We start from the raw sequence: 12,286 nt of genomic DNA on the forward strand, positions 1-12,286 counted from the left end.
CCGGCCAGCCTACGCCAGCCCTCCGACGAGCCCGACCTCAGGACGTGTACGCGCCGATCAGCAGCCCCGCGTACGCCCCGGTGATCAGGAACGGCCCGAACGGGATCGCCGTCTTGCGTCCCGCCCTGCCCACCAGGACCAGGACACCGCCGTATAGCGCGCCGAGCAGGAAGCCGGCGAAGGTGCCGAGGAGCACGGTGTCCCAGCCGTACCAGCCCAGGACCGCCCCCGCCCCGAGCGCCAGCTTCACATCGCCGAAGCCCATGCCGCCGGGGTTGATCCGCCACAGCACCCAGTAGCCGGCGCCGAGCGCGAGGGCGCCGAACAGGGAGTTCAGCCAGTTCCCGGCGTGCTCGGGCACCAGCGAGACCGCCCCGAGCAGCGCGAGTGCGGCCGCCGCGAGGGGAAGGGTGAGCGGGTCGGGCAGTCGTCGTACGCGCAGGTCGACGACGGCGAGCAGGACACCCACGGGGGCGAGCAGCAGCCAGACGGCGATCTCCGGGTGGGTGCCGGTGGCGGCGGCGAGGGCGGCGCAGAGGAGGGCGGTCACGGTGGAGAGGACAGGAGTGCCGGGGCCGTACGACTGCTGTGTGCCGCATGTCCCGCACCTCGCCCGCCCGAGCCGGCCGCCCAGCGGGTGCCCGGCGGGGCAGGTCTCCCGCCACGGTTGCTCGGGCGGGACGGAGTAGCGGTAGGCCGCGCGCGGCAGCAGCGAACCCGCCGCCGCTCCCCACAGTGCCGCGACGACGACGAGCAGCTCCGTCACCGCGCCACCTTCGACATCCGCGCCTCGGGGTACCCCTCGGCCTCGCTCTCCGACGTGTACTTCAGGTCGTCGCCCACCGCGGTGAGGCGGACGGTGTGGGCCGTGGGGTTGCAGCCGGCGTGGTTGTCCTTCGCGCCGACGGCCGTGGTGACGAGCTCCGTCTCGGTGACCCGCTTCAGCGTGAGGACGTCGGTGCACTCGGCCCCGATCGCGTCGGTCTGCTGCAGCCTGCCCAACTCCTCGCCGAGGCTCACCTTCTTGACGGTGATCCGGAAGGTCCCCATCGGCAGGCTCCCGCCGAGACCGCTGCCCTGCCCCTCCCAGGTGCCGAGATAGCGGGCGGGGACCTCGGAAGGCCCGCTCGGCGCCGCGCTGGACGGTGGGGAGGACGCGGACGGCACGGAGGACGCGGACGGCGCGGAGGCCGACGGTACGGAGGTCGGGGCCGAGGAGTAGGCGTCGTTGCCGGGTCCGGAACTCGCCGAGTCGTCCTCGCCCTGCCCGGGCAGCAGGTCGAACACGAACACCGACCCCACGGTCACCGCGGCCAGCGCTCCCGCGACCGCGAGGGCCACGGTGCAACTCATCCGGCGCCCGCGTCCGTTGTCGCCCGCCGTGGAGGTGGCGGCCACGGAGACGGAGAGCCGCCCGGGTCCGGGGCGGTCGGAGGGCACCACCGTCTCGTGCGGCACCGCGTCCCGGGGCTCGGGCACGGAGGGCACGGCGGGCGGGCCCGTGGGTGCCGTCGGCGTGACCGGGAACGCCGGGGGCCCGGCCGCGGCAGCGGGAGGCGCCCCCGCGGACACCGCCGGCATCACCGGCGGCGGCCCGAACGCCCCCACCGTCCCCGCCGAACCCCCACCCACCGAAGGGCTGCTGAACCCCACCACCCCCGACGACTGCTCCCCCGTCGCCTCGAGATTCAGCAGCTGTACGGCACTACGCCCCACCTGCTCGACCAGCGCTCCCGGCAGCCATCCCGCCGCCACCAGCCGGGCCGCCCCCTCAGGGGCGAGCCGTCGGGCCAGCTCCCCCGGAGTCGGGCGGTCCTGCGCCGACTTGGACAGGCAGGCCCCCACGAGGTCCCGCAACTCGCCGGTCAGCGATCCGAGTTCGGGCTCCTCGTGGACCACCTTGTAGAGGAGGGAGGCCGAGGAGTCCCCCGGGAAGGGCGGTACCCCCGTGGCCGCGTACGCCAGCACCGCACCCAGGGAGAAGACGTCCGCCGCCCCCGAGACGCCCTTGCTCAGGATCTGTTCGGGGGACATGTAACCCGGCGAGCCGATGGAGACGCCCGTGGAGGTCAGGGACGCGGTGCCGTCGGTGGCGCGTGCGATGCCGAAGTCGATGAGGAGGGGGCCGTCGACGGTGAGCAGGACGTTGGAGGGCTTCACGTCCCGGTGAACGAGCCCTAGTCCGTGCACGGCCGCGAGCGCCTCGGCGAGGCCCGCCCCCAGGACGCGTACGGAATGCTCGGGCAGCGGACCCCCGTCCGTGACCGCCGAGGCCAGGGAAGGGCCCGCCGCGTACCCCGTGGCGACCCACGGCACCGCCGCCTCCGGGTCCGCGTCGAGGACCGGCGCGGTCCAGGCCCCGCCCACCCTGCGCGCCGCGTCGACCTCGCGGCGGAAGCGGGCGCGGAACTCCTCGTCGAGCGCGAAGTGCGGGTGCACGATCTTGACCGCGACCGTGCGGCCCCCGGCGCTGCGGCCGAGATAGACCCGGCCCATGCCGCCGGAACCCAGTCGGCCGAGCAGCCGGTAGGGCCCCACGGCGGTGGGCTCGTCGACTCCCAGCGGCTGCATACCGGCCTCCCCCATAAGGTGCAGATGCAGATTAGGGCTGAAGCAGTTCCACCTTCACGTCCCCGGGGAAACCCGTCGTCGGCCCCACCCTTCGCGCGAACTCCGTGACCGCCGCCAACTGCGGGCCTCCGAACCGGAAGTCCAGCGTCGTGAAGTACTTCTCCAGGACCTTCTCGTCGAAGTCCTCCCAGCGGGCCGCCTGTTCCGCGACCTTGCCGACCTCCTCCAGGGAGAGGTTCCGGGAGGCGAGGAAGGCCTCGTGGACCTTGCGGGTGATGACCGGCTCGCGTTCGAGGTAGTCCCGGCGGGCGGCCCACACCGCGAAGACGAACGGCAGTCCCGTCCACTCCTTCCAGAGTGAGCCGAGGTCGTGCACCTCGAGGCCGAAGCGCGGGCCGTCCAGGAGGTTCGCCCGCAGGGCCGCGTCTCCGATGAGTACGGCCGCCTCCGCCTCCTGCATCATCAGGCTGAGGTCGGGCGGGCAGGTGTAGTAGTCGGGCCGGACGCCGTAGCGCTCGGCGAGGAGGAGCTGGGCGAGGCGTACGGAGGTACGCGAGGTCGACCCGAGGGCCACCCTGGCGCCGTCCAGCTCGTTCAGCGGGACCTGCGAGACGATGACGCAGGACATGACCGGTCCGTCGCAGCCGACGGCGATGTCGGGGAAGGCGACCAGGTCGTCCGCGTTCTTGAGGAACTCGACGAGGGTGATGGGCCCGATGTCGAGGTCTCCCTGCACCAGCTTCTCGCTGAGCTTCTCCGGGGTGTCCTTCGTGAGCTCGAAGTCGAGGAGCGTGCCCGTCCTCGCGAGCCCCCAGTACAGGGGCAGGCAGTTCAGGAACTGGATGTGGCCGACGCGCGGCCGGGTGCGAGAATTGTCCACATCGCGACAGTAGACCCCTTGGGGTACGCTTCGGACTTCGGCCCCACAGTCAACCCCCACACGACCTTCAAACGTCCGGGTGACGTGATCTTGGCCTCTATTGCTTTCGGCTGCCTGCATGCTACGCTCGCCGCAAGTTGCAGTTTGGTTTCCCTTGCAGTACAGAGCCTGCGGAGCATGTAACCGCAGGCTCTAGTCGTTTTCAGACATATGCAGTTGTGCGGCACTGTTTTCACACTTGCAGGTTCTGGAGCAGGGCAACCCTTTTGGGCCCAAGGAGGGCTTATGGCTACCGGAACCGTGAAGTGGTTCAACGCCGAAAAGGGCTTTGGCTTCATCGCCCAGGAGGGCGGCGGCCCCGACGTCTTCGTCCACTACTCCGCGATCAACGCGAGCGGCTTCCGTTCGCTGGAGGAGAACCAGCAGGTCTCCTTCGACGTGACCCAGGGCCCGAAGGGCCCGCAGGCGGAGAACGTCACCCCCGTCTGATCCCGACTCATTGGCGATCCAGCCTCTGATCCGGACCTGAAAGCAGTACCCAAGGAGCCCCGCGCCGCACGGTAGCGGGGCTCCTGCCTTTGCTTTTACATGTGCTGCATGACCAGCACGAACGTCGTGCCGGGGCTGAGCGCCTCGTAGGAATGGGCCACATCTCCCCGATACGTCATGTAGTCGCCGGGCTCCAATTCGACCTGCTCCCCCACCGGTCCGGCCTTCACCCGCCCCGTGCCCACGATCAGATGCTCGACCGAGCCCGGAATGTGCGGCTCCGATTCCCGTACGGCGCCTGGTTCGGCTCGCAGGTGGTAGATGTCCCGTCGCGCTCCGGGCGGGCTCGCGGAGAGCAGGGTGGCCGCGAACTCGGCCTTTTCCGAGGCCACGGTCGGCCCCTGTCCCGCCCTGATCACCCGCACGGACGGCGCCGGCGGCTCCACCAGGGCACTGAACGGCACCCCGAGCGCCACCCCCAGCGCCCACAGCGTCTCCACGCTCGGATTTCCGCTGGCCGCCTCCAGCTGGGACAGCGTGGACTTCGCGATTCCGGCACGCTTGGCCAGCTCGGAGAGGGAGATCCCGGCGCGGGTGCGTTCGCGGCGCAAGGAGGCGGCGATCCAGTCCAGGGGGAGCCGGGGTGGGAGGCTGTCGGACATGGCGTTCGCTCCATCGGTACGATCGTTCGCCTTGACGAACAGGCGGCTACCGTCCAGTGTAGTGAACATGCGTACGGCAGAGCGAACAGCCTTGATCCGTGACAGTGCGCTCGTCTGGCTCGCGAGCGGAGTCGTGGGCGTCTCCTTCGGCGCGATCGCCGTCACCGGTGGCCTGCCGGTGTGGGTGCCGGTGGTGATGTCCCTGGTGGTGTACGCGGGATCCGCCCAGTTCAGCGCGGTCGGGGTGCTGCTGGCCGGGGGCGGTCCGGTCGCCGCGGCGGTCACCGGCCTGCTGCTCAACACCCGTACGGCCGCCTTCAGTCTCGCGGTCGCGGACATCCTCGGCCCGGGGCGGGTCGCCCGCCTCCTCGGCGCGCACCTGGTCACCGACGAGACGGTGGCCTTCGCCCTCGCCCAGCCCGATCCGGCGCGGCGCAGGGCCGCCTTCTGGGTCTCCGGGCTCGGCCTGTTCGCCGTGTGGAACACCGGCGTCCTGGCCGGGGCCCTGGCCGGGGACGCCCTGGGCGACACCGGCACCTACGGGCTGGACGCGGCCTTCCCTGCCGTCCTCGTCGCCCTGGTGCTGCCCGCCCTGCGCGAGTCCGAGGCGATACGACGGTCCGCGCTGCTCGGCGCCGGGCTGGCCCTGGCGGTGACACCGGCTGTCCCGGCGGGGGTGCCGGTGCTGGTGGCGCTCGCGGGGCTGGTCCTCCACGGTGGCAGGAGGGCGGCGTGAGCGCGACGGTCGTCATGATTCTGGCGCCGGCGGTCGGGACGTACGCCTTCCGGCTGGTCGGGCCGGTGCCGGTGGCGCTCGCGGGGCTGGTCCTCCACGGTGGCAGGAGGGCGGCGTGAGCGCGACGGTCGCCGTGAATCTGGCGCCGGCGGTCGGGACGTACGCCTTCCGGCTGGTCGGGCCGGTGCCGGTGGCGCTCGCAGGGCTGGTCCTCCACGGTGGCAGGAGGGCGGCGTGAGCGCGACGGTCGTCATGATTCTGGCGCTGGCGGTCGGGACGTACGCCTTCCGGCTGGTCGGGCCGGTGCCGGTGGCGCTCGCAGGGCTGGTCCTCCACGGTGGCAGGAGGGCGGCGTGAGCGCGACGGTCGTCATGATTCTGGCGCTGGCGGTCGGGACGTACGCCTTCCGGCTGGTCGGGCCGGTGCTGCACGGGCGGGTGGAACTGCCGGAGCGGGTGCGGGAGTTGATGAGCGCGGGTGCGGTCGTCCTGCTGGTGGCGCTGCTGGCGACGGGGGCGCTGACGGAGGGCGGCGGTTTCGCGGGGTGGGCGCGGCCGGCCGGGGTCCTGGTGGGGGCCGTGCTGGCGTGGCGGAGGGCGCCGTTCGTGGTGGTGGTGCTGGGGGCGGCGGCGGCAACTGCCGTACTGCGGGCGGCCGGAGTCGCCTGAGTGTCAGTGGGGGCCGCTAGGGTCCACGGCCATGACCGACACCGACTTCGTGACCGCCACCCGCACCTTCTACGACACCGTCGCCGAGGACTACGCCGAGCAGTTCCGGGACGGGCTCGCCGAGGCGCCCCTGGACCGGGCGGTGATCGCCGGGTTCGCTGAACTCGTGGGCAAGGACGGGACGGTGGCCGACCTGGGCTGCGGACCCGGGCGGGTCACGGGATACCTCGCCTCCCTCGGGCTGTCCGTCTTCGGGCTCGATCTCTCGGAGTCGATGCTTGCGATCGCCCGGCGGGAGAACCCTGGGCTGCGATTCGAGCAGGGCTCGATGCTGGAACTGGATCTTCCGGACGGGGCGCTCTCCGGTGCCCTGTCCTATTACTCGTCCATCCACACCCCTGTGGAGGAACTCCCCCGTCTGTTCGCCCAGTTCCACCGCGTGCTGGCGCCGGGCGGGCACCTCCTCGTCGCCTTCCAGGCCGGCGACGAGGACCGGCATCACGACCGGCCCTGGGGGCGCCCCGTCGCGCTGACCTTCCTGAGGCGGCAGCCGGAGCAGATCATCGGGTTGCTCCGGGCGGCCGGGTTCGCGCTCGTCTCGCGGACAGTGCGCGAACCCGCCCCCGAGGAGGTCTCGCAGCAGGCGATTCTGATCGCTCGCCGCGACTAGAGCACCCCCGCGAGATCCCGGGCCGCGATGTACCCGAAGGTCATCGCGGGACCGATCGTCGAGCCCGCGCCCGCGTAGCTGTGGCCCATGACGGCCGCGCTGGCGTTCCCGGCGGCGTACAGGCCGGGGACGACGGAGCCGTCGGGCCGCAGGACGCGCGCGCGGGCGTCGGTCACCAGGCCGCCCTTGGTGCCCAGGTCTCCCGGGACGAGCCGGAAGGCGTAGTACGGGGGCAGCCAGAGCGGGGCCAGGCAGGAGTTCGGGAGGACCGACGGGTCCGTGTAGTAGTGGTCGTAGGCGCTGTCGCCGCGTCTGAAGTCCGTGTCGTCGCCCTTCAGGGCAAGGGAGTTGAAGCGGTCCACGGTGGCGCGGAGGGCCGCGGCGGGGACGCCGATGGAGGCGGCCAGGGCGTCGAACGTCCAGGCCTTGTGGGCGGCGCCGGAGCCGTACCAGTCGTCGGGGAGGACGAAGGTCGGGGCGACGTCCTTGAAGAGGTACCGGTTGCGGTAGTTCTGGTCGACGACCAGCCAGGACGGGATGTCGGGGTCGGTCGGGTTGCGCTCGTACATGGTGTGGACGACGTCGCCGTACGGGGCGGCCTCGTTGACGTACCGCCGACCGGCCGCGTTGACGATGAGGCCGCCGGGGAGGGTGCGTTCGGCGAGGCAGAAGTACGGCTCGTCGGGGAGCGGGATGACCGGCCCCCACCAGGCGTCGTCCATCAGCGCGACGTCGGCACCGAGCCGCTGTCCCGCCCGGATGCCGTCCCCGGTGTTCTCCTTCGCGCCGACGGTCCACTCGGTACCGATGGGCTGCCGCTGGTACTGCGCCCGCATCGCCGCGTTGTGCTCGAAGCCGCCGGAGCCGACGATCACGCCCCGGCGGGCACGGTAGAGGCCACCTGGGGTCACCGCTCCGGCGACGGTGCCCTTCTCGACGTGGAGCTCGGTGAGGGGGGTGTTGAGCCGGACGGCGACTCCGGCGTCCTGGAGTCCCTTTCGCAGCCCCGCCGCCAGCGACTGTCCCATGGTGAGCGGCGTCTGCCCGAGTACGGCCGCCTTCGTGCCGCGCGCCAGGCACTCGGCGGCGACGGCGGCGCCCTTGACGCTGACGGCGGACAGGGCGAGCCACTTGTAGTCGGCGCTGAACACGACCAGTCCGGCGGGGACTTCGAGGTACGGCGGGTTCAGGCGGGCGAGTTCGGCCCCGAGGAGTTTGCCGTCGAGCTGGTCGGGCTCGATGGAGCGGCCGTTCGGCAGACCGCCCGGAAGCTCCGGGTAGTAGTCGCTGTACCCCTCCATCCAGCGGAAGCGGAGCGGGCTGTTGGCCGTGACGAAGGAGATCATGGCGGGTCCGTGCGCGAGGAAGGCCCGTTGGCGGCTGAGGGGAACGTCCGGGCCGACGACGGCGGCGAGGTAGGCGGCCGCCTTGGCCGGGGTGTCCGGGACGCCCGCGGCGAGGATGACGGGGTTGTTGGGGATCCAGATCCCGGCCCCCGAACGGGCGGCGGATCCGCCGAAGGTGGGCGCCTTCTCGAGAACCACGGTGCTGAGGCCCTGCTTGGCGGCGGCGAGCGCGGCGGTCATGCCGGCGGCGCCGGAGCCGATGACGACGACGTCGTACGTCCCGATCGTCGGCAAGTCGGCGGCGCTCGCACCCTGTTGCACCCCGGCGGCGACGGCCGCCCCGGCACCGGCGGCCAGCAGGTGTCTTCGGGTCACACTCATGGTCGGGTCCCCCCTGCGGTTGGTATGGACGAAGGGTCCGGAACGTCGCGCGGGGCTCTTGAGAAGTCAAGGGGCGTGCAGGACGGAAAGGGTGTCCCGCCAGGCGAGTTGGCTCAGGAGCGGCCTGAACCGGGTCAGCAGGGCGAGGAGTTCGGGGCCCCAGCGCTCGCGGAAGAGTGGGTCCCGGCGGGCGAGGTCGAGTTCGTTGGCGGCGGTGAGCTCGGCGAAGTCCCTGCGCAGGAGGGGGTCGGGGGCGTAGGTCCGCCCGGTGAACCGGTCCCGGAAGCGGGGTTCCAGGAGGTGGGGGTAGGTCGCCCCGCGGTCGCAGCTCGCGTAGAAGTGCACGATCGCCTCCGCCTCCGGGCCGATCACGGAGGCGAGTTCGGTACGCCCGTCGAGCGGGAGCAGGCCGGTGGGGAAGCCGTCGGTGCCGTAGAAGGCGTGGCAGAGGCCGGCCACCTGGAGGGCGGGGCGGGCCTCCCAGAGGGCGAGTTGGATGCGGACGCGTTCGAGGTGGGCGAGGAGGGTGCCGCCGGGGTGGGGCGTGCGGTCGGCACCGAGCCGCCGTAAGAGGGCTCTGGCTTCGTCTGTGGTGGACACCGGACTCCTCGGCAGTGGGCGTGGGTTGGGTCGGCACCCGCTCCTCCCGGGTTGGGAGCGGGTTGCCGCCCGGGCCCTGAGGAGATCGTCGTACGGGCGCTCGCCCCAGTCAATCCTAAGAATTTGTCATCTGACCCAAGTGCTAGCTTGGGGGTCATGACCCTCGACGACCTGCGTGTCTTCGTGGCCGTGTGCCGCGCCGGAAGCCTCAGTGCGGTGGCCCGTGAGCTGGACTGCACGCAGTCCGCGGTGAGCCAGCATGTGAAGCGGCTGGAGCGGGAGACGGGGGTCAGCCTGCTGGAGCGGCAGCCTCGAGGAGTCGTACCGACGCAGGCCGGTCGGGTGCTGGAGGCGGCCGCGGCGGAGGGCATCGCGGGTCTGGATCTCGCCCTGCGCCGCCTGCGCGAGCTGGTCGACGGGGAGAGCGGGTCGGTCCGGGTGGCGACGGGCGCGACGACCGTACGGCACTTCATGTCGGACGCGGTGGTGTCCTTCCGGCAGCAACACCCGGACGTCAGCCTGGAGTTCAGGACCGAGAGCTCCAGCCGGGCCTGCTTCGACGCGCTGGCCGACAGCAGTCTCGACCTGGCGTGGATCACGCTGGGCGCGCCGGTGCGGGGCATCGAGCAGCGGCCGGTGAGGGAACTGCCGTGGGTTCTGGCGGTACGGGCCGACGACCCGCTCGCGAGACGCCCCTACGTCGACGCCGCCGACCTGTCCGGCCTACGGCTCATTCGCCTGCCCCCGAACTCCACCTCCGCCGCCCATCTGGACGCGGCGTGCGCGGAGTTGGGGGTCAGGTTCGCCTTCGACACGAGCGTGGCCGACTGGGACACGGCGCTGATGCTGGCCGAGCTGGGGCTGGGGCGGGCGGTGGTGCCGGCGTTGCCGGGCCTCGACGTACCGGGCCGGGGGAACGTGCGGCTGGTTCCCGTGCCCGCCCTGCGCCCCCTCTCCGTCGGCTGGGCGGTACGCCGCTGGGACGCGCTGTCGCCGTCGGCGCGGGCGTTCGCGGACACCGTGACGGACACATGTCGCAACGAACTGCCGGTCAGTCCGGCCAGCAGACCCTTCCCTCGGTGACGGAGGGCGCCCCGCCGGACTCCAGCAGGTCGGCCAAGGGCTGGAGGAACGCACCGAGGGACGGCAGGTAGGGACTCGGGTAGTCGCCCTCGCTGAAGCTCAGGAGGGAGGAGGAGCCAGGAGGGTTCTGCGTGTCCAGAAGGATTCCGTACGGCCCGTCACTCGTCTCCATGATCGGGATCCACGGCGTCTTCCAGTAGTCGCCGTCCCCGATGTCCCCGGCGATGTGCAGATACTCCGCGTGCCGGCCGGCGATTTCCTTGCAGCCGAGGAACCTCATACCGTCCGGGAAGATGATCGAGTCACGGTGCGGGAGGCGGGCGATCCCCCCGCCGGGTATGGGTTTCTCGGAATCCTTCGCCGTACTGCCGTTGTTCATGCGGAGCCAGACCTCGAGAACGTCCGGAATCTCAAAGCCCAGACTCTCGTTCAGGCGCGCGATCTCCTCATCCGAAGCCCCCGGACGAAGCGCCTCCGCACTGGCCGGAGCGTGCCTGTGGAGCCACCCGACGATGCGCTCCCACGCAGCGCCAACCTCGTCGGCCTGTGGCATGGCGGCACACCCTTTCCGTTCCCTGTCTCGCCCCACATCATCGCCCGAGCCCGATCTCGGCCCACACCGTTTTGCCGACGTCCCGCTCCGTGACGCCCCAGGTGTCGGCGAGGAGGGTGACGAGGATCAGGCCCCGGCCGTGTTCGCCGTCCTTGTCGTCGACGTATCGGAGCCGGCGGTCGCCTCGCGCGTCGCTCACCTCGATACGCAGCGTGTTCCCCGGGAGCCGGAGGAGACGCAGCTCGAAGTCCCTCCCGGGTACGCGGCCATGGGTCACCGCGTTGGCGGCGAGCTCGGCGACGAGGTGCTGCGCGGTGTCGTTGACGTCGGTGTCGTGGGGGTGCCCCCATTCGGCGAGCTGGGCGCCGGTGAGTCTGCGGGCCAGGCGAGCGCCTCGCGGAGTGGCGCTCAGACGCTGGGTCAGTTCGTCGGTGGGGGTGGAGATTTCGGCGTTCACGTCACTGAGCGTGCTGGGTTCTCTCTACGCTGACCAGGTGCGACTCGGCGACGCTGAGTAGCTGTACGAGTGCGGTCGGTTCGGTGTACGGGTTGTCGCGTGGGAGGGGTGAGGCGCGTGGGTGAGCGGAGGGCGGAGACGCCTGCGGAGGCCGACGGTACGGCGGGGTTGTTCGTCGCGCTGGGCAAGATGGTGAAGCTTTTGCGGGAGCGGAAGGGGCTCACGCAGAAGGAGTTCGGGGAGCTCGTGGGATACGGCCCGGACGCGGTCTCCTCCATGGAGAGGGGGGTGCGGACACTTCGGCCGGAGGTCCTGATCAAGGCGGACGAACTGCTGGACGCCGGGGGCCTGTTGAAGGAGGTCCTCCCGGAGGTCGAGGAGGCGATGGCAAAGACTCGGACGCGGCATCCGGAGTGGTACCGGAGTTATGCCGGGTTGGAGGCGGAGGCGGTCGAGCTGCACTTCTACGCCAACCATGGGGTGCCGGGCCTGTTGCAGACCGAGGACTACGCGCGGGCCGTGTTCGCCAGACGACGTCCGCTCCTCGACGAGGAGACGATCGAGAAGCGTGTCGCGGACCGGCTCTCCCGCCAACAGGTCTTCGAGCGTTGGCCGTCGCCGATGGTGAGCTACGTCCTCGAAGAGATCGTGCTGGACCGGCCGATCGGCGGGAGCCGCGTACATCCGGACCAGCTTCGACACCTGCTGCGCGTCGGACGTATGCGGAACATCGAGATTCAGGTCATGCCGTCCGGGCTGGAGGAACACCCCAACATGGACGGCGCGTTCAACCTGCTGACGCCCAAGGGACATGGGCAGGTGGCGTACACAGAGGTACAGGGGTACCCCCGATTGATCACCGACTCGGAAGAGGTCAGGAAGATCGCTGACCGCTATGGGATCATGCGAGCGATGGCGCTCTCCCCCTCGGAGTCCCGGAAGTTGATCGAGCAGAAGCTGGAGGAGCTATGACCGTCGAGCAGCTCAACTGGTTCAAGTCCAGCTACAGCGGTGGCGAGGGCGGCGAATGCCTCGAAGTCGCCGTCACCCCCCACACCATCCACCTCCGCGACTCCAAGCACCCCGCCCCCACCCTCCAGGTCACCCCGTCCGCCTGGTCCGCCTTTCTCGTCGGCGCCCGGAAGTGACCGCAAGCGGCACCTACTGACCGATCTGAGCGATATCGCGTT

General features: G+C 71.2%; 18 protein-coding genes. 10 read left to right on the forward strand and 8 right to left on the reverse strand.

Annotation, left to right across the window (positions count from 1 at the left end; genetic code table 11):
• Window positions 1-37: 37 nt before the first annotated feature.
• The 3 genes from M2157_RS20690 to M2157_RS20700 are packed head-to-tail and all read right to left on the reverse strand — an operon-like array spanning window position 38 to window position 3,451.
• A complete protein-coding gene (locus tag M2157_RS20690; protein ID WP_280865910.1) occupies window positions 38-766 on the reverse strand; it encodes an A24 family peptidase in 729 nt (242 codons plus the stop codon).
• Entirely contained in the window at window positions 763-2,571 is a 1,809-nt protein-coding gene (locus M2157_RS20695; protein ID WP_280865911.1) for a serine/threonine-protein kinase, read from the reverse strand. Before M2157_RS20695 ends, M2157_RS20690 begins: the two co-directional genes overlap by 4 nt.
• A 31-nt stretch (window positions 2,572-2,602) precedes the next feature.
• Window positions 2,603-3,451, reverse strand: coding sequence for a menaquinone biosynthesis protein (locus M2157_RS20700; RefSeq protein WP_280863190.1), 849 nt, complete (start codon window positions 3,449-3,451; stop codon window positions 2,603-2,605).
• Between the two features lie 285 nt (window positions 3,452-3,736).
• Here M2157_RS20700 and M2157_RS20705 point away from each other — a divergent pair, with 285 nt between their 5' ends.
• A complete protein-coding gene (locus tag M2157_RS20705) occupies window positions 3,737-3,940 on the forward strand; it encodes a cold-shock protein (protein WP_003992177.1) in 204 nt (67 codons plus the stop codon).
• A 95-nt stretch (window positions 3,941-4,035) separates the two neighbouring features.
• Here the strand turns inward: M2157_RS20705 and M2157_RS20710 are convergent, their stop codons facing one another.
• Window positions 4,036-4,602, reverse strand: a complete 567-nt coding sequence (locus tag M2157_RS20710) for an XRE family transcriptional regulator (protein WP_280863191.1) — start codon at window positions 4,600-4,602, stop codon at window positions 4,036-4,038.
• Between the two features lie 67 nt (window positions 4,603-4,669).
• Here M2157_RS20710 and M2157_RS20715 point away from each other — a divergent pair, with 67 nt between their 5' ends.
• From M2157_RS20715 to M2157_RS20740, 6 genes are read left to right on the forward strand one after another with little or no spacing between them, the layout of a single operon-like run.
• Complete coding sequence (locus M2157_RS20715) at window positions 4,670-5,338, forward strand: AzlC family ABC transporter permease (RefSeq protein WP_280865912.1); 669 nt, start codon at window positions 4,670-4,672, stop codon at window positions 5,336-5,338.
• Window positions 5,335-5,457, forward strand: a complete 123-nt coding sequence (locus M2157_RS20720) for a hypothetical protein (protein WP_280865913.1) — start codon at window positions 5,335-5,337, stop codon at window positions 5,455-5,457. The genes M2157_RS20715 and M2157_RS20720 overlap by 4 nt, the downstream gene beginning before the upstream one ends.
• Entirely contained in the window at window positions 5,454-5,576 is a 123-nt protein-coding gene (locus M2157_RS20725) for a hypothetical protein (RefSeq protein ID WP_280865914.1), read from the forward strand. Before M2157_RS20720 ends, M2157_RS20725 begins: the two co-directional genes overlap by 4 nt.
• Window positions 5,573-5,695, forward strand: coding sequence for a hypothetical protein (locus tag M2157_RS20730; RefSeq protein ID WP_280863193.1), 123 nt, complete (start codon window positions 5,573-5,575; stop codon window positions 5,693-5,695). The genes M2157_RS20725 and M2157_RS20730 overlap by 4 nt, the downstream gene beginning before the upstream one ends.
• Window positions 5,692-6,006 (forward strand): AzlD domain-containing protein, encoded by a 315-nt coding sequence (locus tag M2157_RS20735; RefSeq protein WP_280865915.1) that lies wholly within the window; start codon window positions 5,692-5,694, stop codon window positions 6,004-6,006. Before M2157_RS20730 ends, M2157_RS20735 begins: the two co-directional genes overlap by 4 nt.
• Window positions 6,007-6,037: 31 nt before the next feature.
• Entirely contained in the window at window positions 6,038-6,676 is a 639-nt protein-coding gene (locus M2157_RS20740; RefSeq protein WP_280863195.1) for a class I SAM-dependent methyltransferase, read from the forward strand.
• On the opposite strand, the gene kstD is transcribed toward M2157_RS20740, so the two are convergent.
• Together kstD and M2157_RS20750 are read right to left on the reverse strand one after the other, a co-directional pair.
• On the reverse strand, window positions 6,673-8,403 hold the full coding sequence (gene kstD, locus M2157_RS20745; protein WP_280865916.1) for a 3-oxosteroid 1-dehydrogenase: 1,731 nt from the start codon (window positions 8,401-8,403) through the stop codon (window positions 6,673-6,675). The genes M2157_RS20740 and kstD overlap by 4 nt on opposite strands.
• Window positions 8,404-8,469: 66 nt before the next feature.
• Window positions 8,470-9,003 carry a DUF6817 domain-containing protein gene (locus M2157_RS20750; protein ID WP_280865917.1) on the reverse strand — a complete coding sequence of 178 codons (534 nt, stop codon included), beginning with the start codon at window positions 9,001-9,003 and terminating at the stop codon, window positions 8,470-8,472.
• Between the two features lie 156 nt (window positions 9,004-9,159).
• Here M2157_RS20750 and M2157_RS20755 point away from each other — a divergent pair, with 156 nt between their 5' ends.
• Window positions 9,160-10,086: a LysR family transcriptional regulator gene (locus tag M2157_RS20755; protein ID WP_280863198.1), complete on the forward strand. Its 927-nt coding sequence runs from the start codon at window positions 9,160-9,162 to the stop codon at window positions 10,084-10,086.
• Here M2157_RS20755 and M2157_RS20760 read toward each other — a convergent pair.
• Together M2157_RS20760 and M2157_RS20765 are read right to left on the reverse strand one after the other, a co-directional pair.
• On the reverse strand, window positions 10,055-10,639 hold the full coding sequence (locus M2157_RS20760) for an SMI1/KNR4 family protein (RefSeq protein WP_280865918.1): 585 nt from the start codon (window positions 10,637-10,639) through the stop codon (window positions 10,055-10,057). The two genes, M2157_RS20755 and M2157_RS20760, sit on opposite strands and share 32 nt — an antisense overlap.
• Before the next feature lie 37 nt (window positions 10,640-10,676).
• Window positions 10,677-11,096, reverse strand: coding sequence for an ATP-binding protein (locus M2157_RS20765; protein WP_280865919.1), 420 nt, complete (start codon window positions 11,094-11,096; stop codon window positions 10,677-10,679).
• A gap of 117 nt (window positions 11,097-11,213) precedes the next feature.
• On the opposite strand from M2157_RS20765, the gene M2157_RS20770 reads away from it, so the two are divergent.
• Together M2157_RS20770 and M2157_RS20775 are read left to right on the forward strand one after the other, a co-directional pair.
• The gene (locus tag M2157_RS20770) at window positions 11,214-12,068 is read left to right on the forward strand and encodes a helix-turn-helix transcriptional regulator (RefSeq protein ID WP_280868255.1); all 855 of its coding nucleotides are present in this window, start codon (window positions 11,214-11,216) and stop codon (window positions 12,066-12,068) included.
• The gene (locus M2157_RS20775; RefSeq protein ID WP_280865920.1) at window positions 12,065-12,244 is read left to right on the forward strand and encodes a DUF397 domain-containing protein; all 180 of its coding nucleotides are present in this window, start codon (window positions 12,065-12,067) and stop codon (window positions 12,242-12,244) included. Before M2157_RS20770 ends, M2157_RS20775 begins: the two co-directional genes overlap by 4 nt.
• Window positions 12,245-12,286: the final 42 nt, after the last annotated feature.

Origin of the sequence: Streptomyces sp. SAI-127 (assembly GCF_029894425.1) — a bacterium.
Taxonomy (GTDB): domain Bacteria; phylum Actinomycetota; class Actinomycetes; order Streptomycetales; family Streptomycetaceae; genus Streptomyces.